Source organism: Bradyrhizobium sp. SZCCHNR1093, from assembly GCF_032381175.1.
In the GTDB taxonomy this organism is placed as follows: Bacteria; Pseudomonadota; Alphaproteobacteria; order Rhizobiales; family Xanthobacteraceae; genus Bradyrhizobium.
This window is the reverse complement of sequence record NZ_JAUHJJ010000004.1, coordinates 517425-530873: the sequence shown is the minus strand read 5'-3', so window position 1 is coordinate 530873 and position 13449 is coordinate 517425. Positions and strand designations below refer to the sequence as shown.

Annotated in this window: 14 protein-coding genes; 10 read left to right on the top strand and 4 right to left on the bottom strand. The window is 66.8% G+C overall.

Translation table 11 applies throughout. The features are described 5' to 3' along the window. Positions 1-74 precede the first annotated feature (74 nt). From QX070_RS17045 to QX070_RS17010, 8 genes are all read left to right on the top strand, one after another. Positions 75-1589 carry an amidase gene (locus QX070_RS17045; RefSeq protein WP_315738168.1) on the top strand — a complete coding sequence of 505 codons (1515 nt, stop codon included), beginning with the start codon at positions 75-77 and terminating at the stop codon, positions 1587-1589. After that, on the top strand, positions 1589-1891 hold the full coding sequence (locus QX070_RS17040) for a putative quinol monooxygenase (RefSeq protein WP_315738167.1): 303 nt from the start codon (positions 1589-1591) through the stop codon (positions 1889-1891). Before QX070_RS17045 ends, QX070_RS17040 begins: the two co-directional genes overlap by 1 nt. Positions 1892-2109: 218 nt before the next feature. Continuing rightward, positions 2110-2559: an urease accessory protein UreE gene (ureE, locus tag QX070_RS17035; RefSeq protein ID WP_315738166.1), complete on the top strand. Its 450-nt coding sequence runs from the start codon at positions 2110-2112 to the stop codon at positions 2557-2559. Further along, positions 2552-3229 (top strand): urease accessory protein UreF, encoded by a 678-nt coding sequence (locus tag QX070_RS17030; RefSeq protein ID WP_315738165.1) that lies wholly within the window; start codon positions 2552-2554, stop codon positions 3227-3229. Before ureE ends, QX070_RS17030 begins: the two co-directional genes overlap by 8 nt. Before the next feature lie 11 nt (positions 3230-3240). Beyond that, positions 3241-3939 carry an urease subunit beta gene (ureB, locus tag QX070_RS17025; protein WP_315738164.1) on the top strand — a complete coding sequence of 233 codons (699 nt, stop codon included), beginning with the start codon at positions 3241-3243 and terminating at the stop codon, positions 3937-3939. Positions 3940-3943: 4 nt separating this feature from the next. Beyond that, positions 3944-5650: an urease subunit alpha gene (gene ureC / locus QX070_RS17020; RefSeq protein ID WP_315738163.1), complete on the top strand. Its 1707-nt coding sequence runs from the start codon at positions 3944-3946 to the stop codon at positions 5648-5650. Further along, complete coding sequence (ureG, locus tag QX070_RS17015) at positions 5647-6291, top strand: urease accessory protein UreG (RefSeq protein WP_315738162.1); 645 nt, start codon at positions 5647-5649, stop codon at positions 6289-6291. The genes ureC and ureG overlap by 4 nt, the downstream gene beginning before the upstream one ends. Then, positions 6288-7133, top strand: a complete 846-nt coding sequence (locus QX070_RS17010) for an urease accessory protein UreD (protein ID WP_315738161.1) — start codon at positions 6288-6290, stop codon at positions 7131-7133. Before ureG ends, QX070_RS17010 begins: the two co-directional genes overlap by 4 nt. On the opposite strand, the gene bla is transcribed toward QX070_RS17010, so the two are convergent. The 4 genes from bla to styA form a co-directional block, all read right to left on the bottom strand. After that, the gene (gene bla / locus QX070_RS17005; RefSeq protein WP_409997697.1) at positions 7088-7951 is read right to left on the bottom strand and encodes a class A beta-lactamase; all 864 of its coding nucleotides are present in this window, start codon (positions 7949-7951) and stop codon (positions 7088-7090) included. The two genes, QX070_RS17010 and bla, sit on opposite strands and share 46 nt — an antisense overlap. 21 nt (positions 7952-7972) lie before the next feature. Next, positions 7973-8764 carry an exodeoxyribonuclease III gene (gene xth, locus QX070_RS17000; RefSeq protein WP_315738159.1) on the bottom strand — a complete coding sequence of 264 codons (792 nt, stop codon included), beginning with the start codon at positions 8762-8764 and terminating at the stop codon, positions 7973-7975. A 430-nt stretch (positions 8765-9194) separates the two neighbouring features. Then, positions 9195-9722, bottom strand: a complete 528-nt coding sequence (locus QX070_RS16995; protein WP_315738158.1) for a flavin reductase family protein — start codon at positions 9720-9722, stop codon at positions 9195-9197. 16 nt (positions 9723-9738) lie between these two features. Continuing rightward, positions 9739-10986 carry a styrene monooxygenase subunit StyA gene (styA, locus tag QX070_RS16990; protein WP_315738157.1) on the bottom strand — a complete coding sequence of 416 codons (1248 nt, stop codon included), beginning with the start codon at positions 10984-10986 and terminating at the stop codon, positions 9739-9741. A 95-nt stretch (positions 10987-11081) separates the two neighbouring features. Here styA and QX070_RS16985 point away from each other — a divergent pair, with 95 nt between their 5' ends. Both QX070_RS16985 and QX070_RS16980 read left to right on the top strand, forming a co-directional pair. Continuing rightward, entirely contained in the window at positions 11082-11987 is a 906-nt protein-coding gene (locus QX070_RS16985) for a LysR family transcriptional regulator (RefSeq protein ID WP_315738156.1), read from the top strand. A gap of 267 nt (positions 11988-12254) precedes the next feature. Continuing rightward, a complete protein-coding gene (locus QX070_RS16980; protein WP_315738155.1) occupies positions 12255-12995 on the top strand; it encodes a metallophosphoesterase family protein in 741 nt (246 codons plus the stop codon). Positions 12996-13449: the final 454 nt, after the last annotated feature.

The window sequence follows — 13449 nt, the reverse complement described above, 5'->3', positions numbered from 1 at the left end:
GCGCGCTGCGCCGGCCCATTGAACTGACAATTTGCTGTCTCTGCCCAGCTTGTCCTCACAAGAAAGGATGACTCATGTCCATCAAACGCCCGAATGCCGAGGAAGTCGCCGATCTCGCCGCCAGCCTGCACATGAACATGACGGTCGAGGAGGCCGCCGAATATCTGTCGCTGATGGGCGGCATGTTCGATCAGTACGACATCATCGATGAGCTGCCGAACCCGCTGCCGCCGGTGAAATATCCGCGCACGCCCGGCGCCAAGCCGCCGGCAAAGGAGAACAAGTACAACGCCTGGGCGATCAAGACCGAGGTGAAGGGCGCAGGCTCCGGCAAGCTCGCTGGCCGCACCGTCGTGCTGAAGGACAACGTCGCGCTCGCCGGCGTTCCGATGATGAATGGCTCGACCACGCTGGAAGGGTTCATTCCGGCGGCGGACGCCACCATCGTCTCCCGCATCCTCGATGCCGGCGGCACCATCGTCGGCAAGGCGGTGTGCGAGCACTTCTGCCTGTCCGGCGGCAGCCACACCTCCAATCCCGCGCCGGTGCACAATCCCTGGAAAATGGGCTATTCGGCCGGCGGCTCGTCGTCGGGCAGCGCGGCGCTGGTGGCGGCGGGCGAGGTCGATATGTCGATCGGCGGCGACCAGGGCGGCTCGATCCGTATCCCCGCGTCGTATTGCGGCATCTACGGCATGAAGGCGACCCACGGCCTCGTGCCCTACACCGGCGTGATGCCGATCGAGTCGACGATCGACCATACCGGGCCGATGACCAAGTCGGTGGCCGACAATGCGCTGCTGCTCGAAGTGCTGGCCGGTGCCGACGGGCTCGATCCCCGGCAATATGCGCCCAAGGTTTCAGCCTACACCGAGTCGCTCGGCAAGGGCGTCAAGGGGCTCAAGATCGGCGTGCTCAAGGAAGGTTTCAGCGCGCCGAACATGGAAGAGGGCGTGATCTCCAAGGTCAAGGCCGGCGCGGAGCGCTTCGCCAAGCTCGGCGCCTCGGTGTCCGAGGTCTCGATCCCCGAACACATGCATGCGCTGGCGGCGTGGAATCCGATCACGCTCGAAGGCTTCCTGGTGCAGATGATGCTCGGCAATGGCATGGGCTTCAACTGGAAGGGGCTCTACGACGTCGGTCTGCTCGACGCGCATTCCGGCTGGCGCACGCGCGCCGACGATCTGTCGGTGACGTTGAAGTTGACCATGCTGGTCGGGCAGTGGGGCCTCGAGCACTATCGCGGCCGCTACTACGCGAAGTCGCGCAACATCGCGATCCAGGCCAAGGCGGCCTATGATGCCATGTTCGGCTCCTATGACCTGTTGCTGATGCCGACCTTGCCCTGCGTCGCGACGCCGATCCCGGCCAAGGACGCGCCGCTCGCCGAGGTCGTGCAGCGCGCCTTCGAGATGACCGCGACGACGAGCCCGTTCGACGTCACAGGTCATCCGGCGATGACCCTGCCGTGCGGCCTCTCGGACGGACTGCCGGTCGGCCTGATGCTGATCGGCAAGGACTATGGCGAGTCCACCATCTACCAGGCGGCGAGCGCATTCGAGGCGGACGGCGACTGGAAGGAGTTCTGATGATCACCATCACCGCGGTCATCAGGGCCAAGGCGGGACATGAGGCCACGATGCGCGACGCTCTCGTCGCCGTCGCGGCCCATGTCGCGGAGAGCGAGCCGGAGACGATCGGGTTCTTCATCTCGCAGAGCGAGACCGAGCCCGGTCTGTTCACGACCTACGAGCGCTTCGCTGACAAGGCCGCGATGGACCGCCACAACGGCTCCGCCGCGGTGGCGACCTTCTTCGGCATCGCCGAGCCGATCCTCGACGGCCAGGTCATTCTCGTGACCTCGCAGGAGGTCTCGGCGACGCTGCGGTAGCGCGGAGGTACTTCAGCAAACCAATCGTCCTTCGAGACGCCCGCCTTGCGGCGGGCTCCTCAGGACGATGATGGTGGCTGTGGCGGGAGAAAACTCACAGCGAAGCTAACCCACCGCGAAACTCTCAACCCTCATGGTGAGGAGCCCGCCACTTGGCGGGCGTCTCGAACCATGAGGCCCCAATGCCGAGAACTGACGAACAAAGAGGACCAACGCCGATGCTCCGCCTGCACGGCATCATAGGACGCGCCGACGACAGGGCCTATGCCCGGCAACTGCACGCCCTTGAACATCGCGGCGGCATCGAGCTGTTGTTCGTGCCGCCCGCCGATGCCGGCCGCAAGCGCTTCCGCCTGACGACTGATCGCGGCACCGATTGCGCGGTCAGCCTCGATCGCGACGAGGATCTGATCGACGGCGCGCTGCTCTATCTGGAATCCGATCGCGCCATCATCGCTCGTTTCGGCGAGCAGAAAGTCTGGCGCCTCACGCCGCGCGATCCGGCCAGCGCGCTCAAGCTCGGCTGGCACGCCGGCAACCTGCATTGGCGGGTTCGCTTCGAAGACGATCATCTGATCGTGCTGCTCGATGCCCCGCTCGACACCTATCGCGCCCGCGTACAGCCGCTGCTCGATGCCGGCGAGGTCGTGGAGCGCGACCATGTTTGACCGCGGCGAGGCGCTCGCGCTGCTGCAGCTCGGCGACAGCGCTTTTCCTGCCGGCGGCTTTGCATTCTCCTGGGGCATCGAAGGCCTCGCCGCCGACGGCCTGTTGTCCGGTCCCGCCGACCTCGACGGCGTCATTGCCGATCACCTTGCGCAGCGCTGGGCAAGCATGGATCGCATCCTGCTGCGAAGAGCATGGCATGCGAACGACATCGCCGCGATCGCCGCCGTGGATCGCCTTGCCGAGGCAACCACACCGTCGGCCGAGATGCGCGAGGGATCGCGGCGCGCGGGCAGGGCGCTGCTCGGCGTCTGGGTCAAGCTCGCCGGTCCCTTGTCGGTCGCCTATCGCGCCCAGGTCTCGACCGATGTGCGTCTCGGCCATCTGCCTGTCGTGCAGGCCGTCACCGGCCGCGATGCCGGTCTCGGCCTTGCCGCCGCCGAGCTCGTCTCCGGCTGGACGCTCATCACCGGTCTCGTCAGCGCCGCCGTGCGGCTCGGCCTGATCGGCCACATCGAGTCGCAGCGCAGCCTCGCGCTTGCCCGCGCACGGCTCGGCGATCTGCTCAACGACACACCCGACGACGACCCCATGCCGTCGAGCTTTACGCACTTCATCGACATCGCCGTGTCGCGCGGTCCACTGCGGCACGTGCGCATGTTCACGACCTGAGAGGTATCGCCATGATGAACCTGTCGCCGACCGAGATGGATCGTCTCGTGATCTTCAACGCCGCGCAGATGGCGCGGCGCAATCGCTTGCTCGGCATCAGGCTCAGCCATCCCGAGGCGGTGGCCTACATCACCGACGAGGTGATGACCGCCGCGCGCCGCAATCTGCCCTATGCCGAGATCCGCGACATGGCCGGACGGCTGCTCACGACCGACGACGTCGAGCCCGGCGTCGCCCAGATGATTCCGATGCTGTATGTCGAGCTGATGTTCGCCGAGGGCACCAAGGTGATGGCGCTGTTCGAGCCGATCCAGCCGGCGGAGGGCGCCGTCGCCGATGACATCGTGCCAGGCGAGATCATCGAAGGCTCCGGCGACATCGAAATGTTCACCACGCTGCCGGCGGTCACGCTCGACGTCGTCAACACCGGCGACCGCGACATCCAGGTGCGCAGCCATACCCATTTCTTCGAGGTCAACCGCGCACTGTTGTTCGATCGTGCCGCCGCCTGGGGCATGAAGATCGATCGTCCGGCTGGACTCGGCGTCCGCTTCGAGCCGGGCGTCACCAAATCGGTACGCCTCGTGCCGATCACCGGCGACCGGATCGTGCGCGGCCAGGCCGGGCTCGTCAACGGCCCGCTCGATGCGGCCGGCGCGCGCGAAGCCGCGTTGAAGCTCGCGCAGTCGCGCGGCTACCTGGGAGCCTGAGATCATGGCCACGCTGACCCGCCGCGCCTATGCCGAGCTCTACGGTCCGACCAAGGGCGATCTCGTCAGGCTCGCCGACACCAGCCTGCTCGCCGAGATCGAGCACGACTACACCATCTACGGTCATGAGCTTTTGGTCGGCGCCGGCAAGAATTTGCGCGACGGCGAGGCCATCGCCGGCCATCGCACCTGTCAACACAAGGTGCTCGACGTCGTCATCAAGAACGCCACCATCATCGATGCCGTCGCCGGCATCGTGAAGGCCGACATCGGCATTCGCGACGGCCGCATCGTCGGCATCGGCAAGGCCGGCAACCCCGACGTGATGCCGGACGTGCATCCGGACATGGTGGTGGGACACACCACCGCGCCGATCGCCGGCGGCCCGTTCATCGTCACTGCGGGCGCGATCGAATCCCACGCGCATCTGATCTCGCCAGAACAATCCGATCATGCCCTGGCCGGCGGCACCACGACCCTGGTTGGCAACGGCTCGGGGCCTGTCTTCGACGTCGGCAGCGGCTCGGGGCCGAACTTCGGCCATTTCCTCAAATCGATCGAGTTCTCGCCGCTGAACTACGCGCTGTTCGGCCGCGGCGGCTCCAACCCCGAAGCGGTCGAGGAGGCGGTCGCGGCCGGCGGCATGTCCGTCAAGATCCACGAGGATTTCGGCGCCGCGCCCGACGTGATCGACAAGAGCCTGATCGCCGCCGACCGCAACGATTTCGCCGTCCATCTGCATACCGACTCGATCAATGAATACGGCTTCTGCGAGGACACGATGGCCGCGGTCGATGGCCGCACCATCCACATGTACCACGTCGAGGGCGCCGGCGGCGGCCATGCGCCCGACCTGCTCAAGGTCGTGTCCTGGCCCAACGTGATCCCGTCCTCGACCAATCCGACCAATCCCTACACCTCGTATGGGATGGAGGAGGGCGTACCGATGACGATGATCTGTCATCAGCTCAACTACAACGCCCCCGAGGACGTCATGTTCGGCGAGGCGCGGGTGCGCGCGCAGTCGATGGCGGCGGAGGATTTCCTGCACGACATGGGCGCGATCTCGATCTTCGGCACCGACACGCAGGGGATGGGCCGGCTCGCCGAGAACGTCGCCAAATGCTGGCAGCTCGCCAGCGTGATGAAGGACCGCATCGGCCGGCTGCCGGAGGAGACGACCGCGCGCGCCGACAATGAGCGCATCAAGCGCTACGTCGCCAAGCTCACCATCAATCCCGCTGTTGCCGTCGGCATCGATCATGTCGTCGGCTCGATCGAGGTGGGCAAGATGGCCGATCTGGTGCTGTGGCCGCGCGCCTCGTTCGGCCTCAAGCCCTACATGGTGATCAAGAACGGCTTCCCGGTGTGGGCGGCGATGGGCGACGGCAATGGCAGCCTCGGCCTGTCGGAGCCGATGATCCAGAAGCGGATGTGGGGCGCGCTCGGTGCTGCGCCCCAGCGGCTCGGCGTGAACTTCATGTCGAAGCTCGCGGTCGAGGCCGACATCCGCCGCAAGCTCGGGCTGGGCCGCGAGACCGTGCAGATCAAGAATGTCCGTCGCCTGCGCAAGACCGACATGATCAGAAACGCGGCGATGCCGCATGTCGAGGTCGATCCGCAGACGTTCGAGGTGCGCGCCGACGGCAAGCTGCTGATGTGCCCGCCGGCCACCACGGTGCCGCTCGCAAGGAGGTTCATGCTGCGATGAGCCGGCTCGCTCTCACCCGCGTCGATCAGCCCATGACCGCGGCGCGCGTCGGCATCGGCGGCCCCGTCGGCTCCGGCAAGACGGCGCTGGTCGAGCGCCTGATCCCGGCGCTGCAGGCGCGCGGCATCGACATCGCGGTCATCACCAACGATCTCGTCACCGCCGAGGATGCCGAGCGCGTCCGCCGCTCCGGCCTGATCGATCCCGAACGAGTCTCGGCGGTCGAGGCCGGCGCCTGTCCGCACACCGTGATCCGCGAGGACCCGACGCTCAACATCGAGGCCGCCGACGAATTGGAGCGGCGCTTTCCCGGCGTCGAGCTGATCCTGCTGGAGAGCGGCGGCGACAACCTCGCTTCGACGTTCTCGCGCGACCTCACCGATTTCTGGATGTTCGTGATCGACGTCGCCGGCGGCGACGACATCCCGCGCAAGCGCGGTCCCGGCGTGATCCGCGCCGATCTGCTCGTCATCAACAAGGTCGATCTCGCCCCGCATGTCGGCGTCGATCTCGCCCGCATGCAGCGCGAGGCAACGGAAGTCCGCGGCGGCCGGCCGGTGCTGCTGACCAACTGCCGGCGCGGCGAGGGCATCGAGGCGATCGTCGACCTGCTCGAGCGCGAGGTGCTGTTCCGCACGTGAGCGCTTCAGCCCCAGAGCCGCCGCGGCTCGATCTCTCCTTCGTTCGCCGCGGCGGCCGTACGGTGATCGATCGCCGGTTGTTCGCCTGGCCGTTCGTGTTGACGCGCAGCTTCCATACCGATGCCGAGCGGCCTGATCTCCTCAGCGTGATCCTGCAGACCGGCAGTGGCGCGGTGCATGGCGAGGACCGGCTGACGCAACGCTTCACGCTTGGCCCGGGTGCGGCGGCCTGCTTGACGACGCAGGGCGCAACGTCAGTGCATCGCGCCGAGCCGGGCGCGCGGGCGGTGGAGCAGGTGCTGCTGCGCGTCGCGGCCGGCGCGTCGCTCGACTACCGACCCGAGCCGCGCATCCTGTTTCCCGAGGCGGCCTTGTGCCAAGTGCTCGACCTGGACTGCGCCGCCGATGCATCGGCGCTCGTGACCGACGCCTTCACGATGCATGACCCGGACGGGCAGGGGCGCTTGTTCCGCGAGCTCGACTCCACGCTCGTCGTGCGCCGGACGGGCGAGGAGCCGCTCCTGATCGACCGCATGCAGCTGCGCGATCCCGATGTCGCCGTCTTCAAGGGCCATCGCGCGTTCGGCTCGGCCGTGCTGATGCTGCCGCCGACGCACGATCTCACCGCGCTCCGCCAGCGTCTCGCCGATGCGCTGTCCTGCATCGGCGCCCTCTACGCTGCGGCGAGCCTGCTGCCGGATAGCGCCGGTCTCGGCGTGCGCCTCGCCGGCCGCGAGATGCGCCAGCTGCGCACCGGATTCGACGCGATCGCCGCGATCTATCGCGAGGCGGCGGCTCAGGCCCCGAGCGTGCTGGCGACGGCTCGGCCGACCGCCGCGTGAACCGCGTTGCGCTTGTCGTCGCTGGCCTTGGTCTCCGTGAGATAGCTCGTCACGATCACCGGAGCGCGTCCCGTCGGCCAGATCACCGCAACGTCGTTGCTGCTGCCGCGCTCACCCGCGCCGGTCTTGTCGCCGATGCGCCATTCGCCGGGCAGGCCGGCGCGCAGCTTGGCACCACCCGTCTTGCAGGCGATCAGCCAGCCGTTCAGGACGTCGCGCGACGCGGTTGACAGGGCATTGCCGGTCGTCAGCTTCGCCAAGGTCTGCGCCATCGCCGCCGGCGTCGTGGTGTCCCTGGGATCGCCCGGCACGCTTTCATTGAGCTCGGGCTCGATGCGGTCGAGCCGGGTGATGGCGTCGCCGAAGCCGCGGATGGCGCGGGTCAGTCCGGTCGGACCGCCGAGCGACGCCAGCAGCAGGTTCGCCGCGGTGTTGTCGCTCAGCGTCACCGTGGCCTCGCACAGCTCGCCGATCGAGAGGCCCGACGTGCCGACATGCAGCTTGGTGACCGGCGCATAGGACAGGATGTCTCCTTGCGCGATCGGAATGCGGCGCGCCAGCTGCTCGGCGCCGGCATCGACCTTGGTCAGGATAGCGGCCGCCAGCACCGCCTTGAAGGTGCTGCACATCGGGAACCGCTCGTCGAGCCGGTGGCCGCTCAGGGCGCCGCTCGCGGTGTCCAGCAGCGCGACGCCGAGCCGCCCGACGCTGTCGGCCTCGATGCCCGCAATTGTCTCTTGGAGGTCGGCTGCGAGCGCGGGTTTCACCAGCAGGGGCACGAGCGCGAGCGGAAACAATTGCCGCCGTGAGTAACGCATCACGGGAACCGTCCTTGAACTCTACGCCGTCTCGAGATCGAAATCGGCCCATACCGGCACGTGGTCGGACGGCTTCTCCCAGGCGCGGACATAACTGTCGATGCCGACCTCGACCAGCCGGTCGCTGGCCTGCGGCGACAGCAGCAGATGATCGATTCGGATCCCCATGTTCTTCTGCCAGGCGCCCGCCTGATAGTCCCAGAACGTGTATTGCCCGGGCGCATCGGTCACCGCGCGCAGCGCGTCCGTGAGCCCGAGGCCGAGCAGCGCCTGGAAGCTCTCGCGCGTCTGCGGGCGGAACAGCGCGTCCTCGACCCAGGCTTCCGGATTGGAGACATCGGCCGCCGTGGGGATGACGTTGAAGTCGCCTGCGAGGATCAGCGGCTCCTCGGTCTTCAGCCGTTCACGCGCATAGTCACGAAGCCGCGACATCCATTTGAGCTTGTAGGGATATTTTTCCGTGTTCGGCGGATTGCCGTTGGGCAGATAGAGGCAGGCGATGCGGACGACGCCGTGCTTCAGGCTGACCACGCCTTCCAGGAAGCGCGCATGCACATCCTCGGCATCCCCATCGAGCCCGGACTTGGTCTCGTCGAACGGCAGCTTCGACAACAGCGCCACGCCGTTGAAGGTCTTCTGGCCGTGCGTCACCACGTTGTAGCCGAGCGCCTCGATCTCCAGCCTGGGGAATGCGTCATCGGTGCACTTGATCTCCTGCAGGCAGACGATGTCCGGCGCGCACTCCTTCAGCCAGGTGAGGAGGTGATCGATCCGCTGTCGGACCGAATTGACGTTCCAGGTGGCGATGCGCATGGCCTGAGGTTCCCGGGGGAAGGAGAAACGGCCCCGGTTAGATCAAGCCGCGACCACCCCGGTCAAGGCGAATGGCGTGGAATCACAGGCTGAACGAGCGCCGCTAGCTGACGACGCGCGCAACTCCTGTGGACCACCGGCCGCAGGGCTGGCGCCTGCGGTGCCGATCCATTTGACGGCGAGGCGGGGTGGGCGGTAAAATTTAGGTTCGATCGTCACGTGGCCGCGCTCCGGTCATCCTGGAGCCGCCACAACGGGGGGCATCGACCCCGGACCGATCGGCGGTTGAGCCTCACGACTGTGCCGGACCCGCAGTCTTCAATGTGACGATGTTTGGCTCACTAAGTCGTCCCGGCGAACCGCATCAGACTTCCGTCGACTGGTGGGGTGGGCAAAAGGCGCGCAGCGCCGTGCCCACCGCGCCACGCGGTCAAATGCTCCATCCCTCCGCCGGATACGCCCGCGCATCGCCCGGCAAGATCTCCGCACCCAAGCCGTTGCGGAAGCGGTTGGCGTAGAACGCGAGCGGCAGGCCGTCCCTGTGCCGGCACCAGCGGACCTCGCCGATGAACAGCGTGTGGTCAGCGATCTCGACCGTGCTGACGACCTCGCAGCCGAACTGCGCGATGGCCTGCGGCAGCAGGAAGAACCCGTCGCGCGCGTCAAGCGCTGGTGCTCCTTGGGCCAGCGGGGTGCCGGCGAAATGCCGGCATATCGCGACGTCATCGGCCGCGAGCACATTGACCGCATAGCGACGTGTCGTGCTCACCGCCTGCCACGTCCGGCCGCGCTTCAGCGACACCAGCACCGTCGGAGGCTGCGTCGAGACCGTGGTGAAGCTGTTGGCGGTCATGCCGACCGCCGCGCCGTCTTCGCCGCTGCTGGTCACCACGGTCACACCGGTCGAGAACCGCGACGCGGCCGCGCGAAAACTGGCCGGGTCCGGCTGATGGCTCATCGGCTTCTCTCCGCCATCACGCTGCAAGCTTTGCTCGGTCATCGATCCAGGCATGAATCCGCCGCTCGCTCGCCAGCCGGTCCCATTGCCGCTCCGGATAGTTGAAATTGTCGGTGAACTCGTCGCAGAGCCCGCGATCCTGCGCCATGGTGAAGATCAGCCGCCCCATCGCCTCCGACGGCGGCTGTAGCATCAGGTTGGTCCAGCGCGCGGCGGCGAGTACGCGGTTCTCGCGCGCTCGATCGACCGTCTCGACGAAGCGGTCGTCGAACGCCACCGCCTCGGTGATCGCCTTGCCAAGCTCGAACGCGGCATAGGAGGCCATGTTGGCACCCTGGCCCATCATCGGATCGACCACGGAATGCACGTCGCCGAGCGCGATCGCGATCTTGCCGTCGTCGAAGCTGACCGAGGAGCGCCGCACGGTCGGCACCACGGCGCCCTGCAAGAGGTCCAGCGGCTGCAGATCGAAGCGGTGCGTGTCGATCCGGTTGTAGGTGTGCGGATGGTGCTTCTCCAGCTTGTCGAGCAGCGTCCGCCGGAAGCCCGAGGGATCGGCGTCGTAGTTGAGCGACACCAGCTCGGCCATGTCGCCGCCGGGAATGTTCTCCATCAGCAGCGCCGTCTTCATGCCGCCGAAGGTGAGCGTCGGGATCACGATCATCTCGCCATGCCCCGGCGAGACCGATAGCGTCACGCCGCGCGGATCGTCGCCGTCGGGGCTGCCGTGGTCGACGCCGTCATACAGGCCGACGCAGAGCAGGCGCTGCGGCTGGTTGTAGGGCGACAGCTCCGGCCGGTGGCTGAACATCCGCCCCAGCGCGCCCTTGCCGGTCGATACCACCAGCAGGTCGAAGCGCGCCACCAGCGCCGGAATGTCGTCGTCCTGAATGCTGGCATATTCGATCGCGCCGCCGCGATCCTCGAAATCCTTCATCAGCGCCGGCAAATAGATCCGATAGTCGACGGCCCGGCTCGGCTGCTTGAACGCGCCGCGGAAGAGCAGGGGGCTGCCCGGAAAATTGAAGAAGTGATCATGGTGGTGATAGACGACATCAGGATCGTCCCAATGGTTCACGCCGAGCTCGTTCTCGCGTGCGACCGTGACGCCGTGGTGCGCCACCGTGTTCATCAGCCGCGTTGCAGCATACTGCTCGGGCTCGCGGTCGGTCAGGACCGTCGCCCGGACGCCATGCTTTTGCAGATAGAGCGCGAGATGCAGCCCGCCGATGCCGGCTCCGACAATGCCAATCGACTTCTCCATGGTCTCCCTCCGTTTCATTTTTTGAGAGGCTAGACCAGGCCGCCTCCTGACGTATACGGAATGAGGAGAATAAAACTCATTCCGGGGAGGAATGGATGGACCGGATCGACGCGCTGCAGACCTTCATCCGCGTCATGGAGGCCGGCAGCTTCACCCAGGCCGCGGCCGATCTCGGCTTGGGACAACCGGCGATCACCAAGCGCATCGCGCTCTTGGAGGAGCAGTTCGGCTGCCGCCTGTTCGTCCGCACCACGCGCAAGCTGCGTCCGACCACCGAGGCCGATCGCGTCCTCAAGCTCGCCAAGGACATCGTCACCTTGTTCGAGAGCGCGGGCATGCCGTCGCCGCGCCGTGTCGGCGCTCCCTCCGGGACCTTGCGGATGACGGTGCCGACCTCGTTCGGCCGCTTCTTCTTCGCCGACATCTTCGCCGAGTACGGCCGACGCTATCCCGAGGTGCGGCTCGACATCCGCTTCACCGAGCAGTTCGTCGACCTCGTCGAGACCGGGACCGAGCTCGCCATCCGCATTGGCGTGCTCAGCTCGAGCTCGCTGGTCGCGCGGCGCGTCGGCACCGTGAAGCGGCTGCTGGTCGCGGCGCCCACGCTGCTCGCCCGGCACCGTCAGCCGCGGCTGCCGAACGATCTGCGCGAGCTCCCCTGCGTGACCTATTCGCGGTTGTCGCCAAAGAACGAATGGAGCTTCGAGTCCGAGACCGGCCGCCACGTCGTCGGCATCATGCCATCGCTCACGTGCGACGACGCCGACATCATGACCCTGGCCGCGCTGGAAGGGCTCGGCGCTGCCGTGCTGCCGGACTGGTGCGCGGTGGAGCATATCGCGTCGGGCAAGCTGATCCACTTGCTGCCCGACTACGACGTCCCGTCGCTGCCGCTCCACGTCGTCTATCCCGATCCGCAATGGATGTCGCATAGGGCGCGTCTGTTTCGCGACCTGATCATCGAGCGCGCCGATGTGTTCGCGATCAATGCGCCGCAATGAGAGAATCGTAGGGTGGGCAAAGGCGCACAGCGACGCGCCAGCGTCGCGAGCACCGTGCCCACCGTTCCACAACATGATCGCGATGGTGGGCACGCGCCGCCTTCGGCGCCGCTTTGCCCACCCTACGTTTGCGCCGTCATTGCGAGCGAAGCGAAGTAATCCAGAGTTCCTGGGTCGCCCTGGGTTGCTTCGCTTCGCTCGCAATGACGATCATGCTATTGCTCTGTCTCAAGTGATCACTACGAATTGCGACGCGAGGAAACGACAATGCGACTGGCCGTGATTTCCGATGTGCATGGCAATCTTCCGGCACTGGAGGCCGTGCTCGCCGACATCGCGACCCGCAGCGTCGATGCCACCGTCAATCTCGGCGACTGCGTCACCAGCCCGCTATGGCCGCAGGAAACCTTCGAGCTGCTGCAGTCGCTGGCGCTGCCGACGGTGCGCGGCAATCATGACCGCTGGATCGAGGAATGGCCGGAGGAGAAGCTGTCGCCGGCCGGCCGCTTCGCGCGTGCGGCGCTCACGCCTGAGCAGCGACGCCAGTTGCATGCCTTGCCGGCGCGGATCGCGTTGGAGCAGGGCATTCTTGCCGTCCACGGCACGCCGGATGACGACAGCACCTGCCTCCTCGAAGAGATGCTCGACGACGGCCGCTACATCTCGGCGCGTCGCGACGTGCTGGCCGCGCGTCTCGTCAATCTCGGCGGCGCCACGCTGGTGCTGTGTGGCCACAGCCATCGGCAGGCGATGGTGCAGGTACCGCGCGGTCCCCTGGTGGTCAATCCCGGCAGCGTCGGCTGCCCCGTATTCGGCGACATCCCCGTCGCTGCCCAGCTCGAATATCGCTCGCCGCACGCGCGCTATGCCGTTCTGACGGAGCGGCGCGGACATTGGCAGGCGGAGTTGTTCGCGCTCACCTACGACTGGGATCGCGCCGCGGCGCGCGCCATGGAGAACGGGTTTCCGCGTTGGGCCAGCGCCTACGCATCCGGCGCGGTGATCTGAGGGATCGGTCCGAGCGCGGCGCGACACTGGCCCTCGCGCGTGCCCGTCGGGCAAATCGGTGGCGCGGCCTTGTGTATTCTTCGAGCGTCAGCCGGTGCGGCCGGCGTCGAATCCGTCTGCGCGCCGAAAGGATTTTCGTCAGTCGCTTCAAGCTGATTTGCCCTGTCCAGTCCCGCGTCGAAAAATTTCGTTGTTTCTTTTTATCAGAAATCGTGCTTCATTCAGGTCGTCCCGCCCCGGCACGAGGGGCGTATCGCGATCGTCACGACACGCGGGGCGGGATGCGACGGGCGCTGTGGACTGCAGCATGGCTGATGCCGTGCGGACGAACAGTCCTGGCGCACGCCGAAATCGCATGGTCCTGGTCTCCCGATGCTGAGGCCAAGCCGGTGGGGACGATGATCCGCCGGTCACGGGGGCAATCAAGCCGGTCCCCGGGGAGAGTGCGTATAAG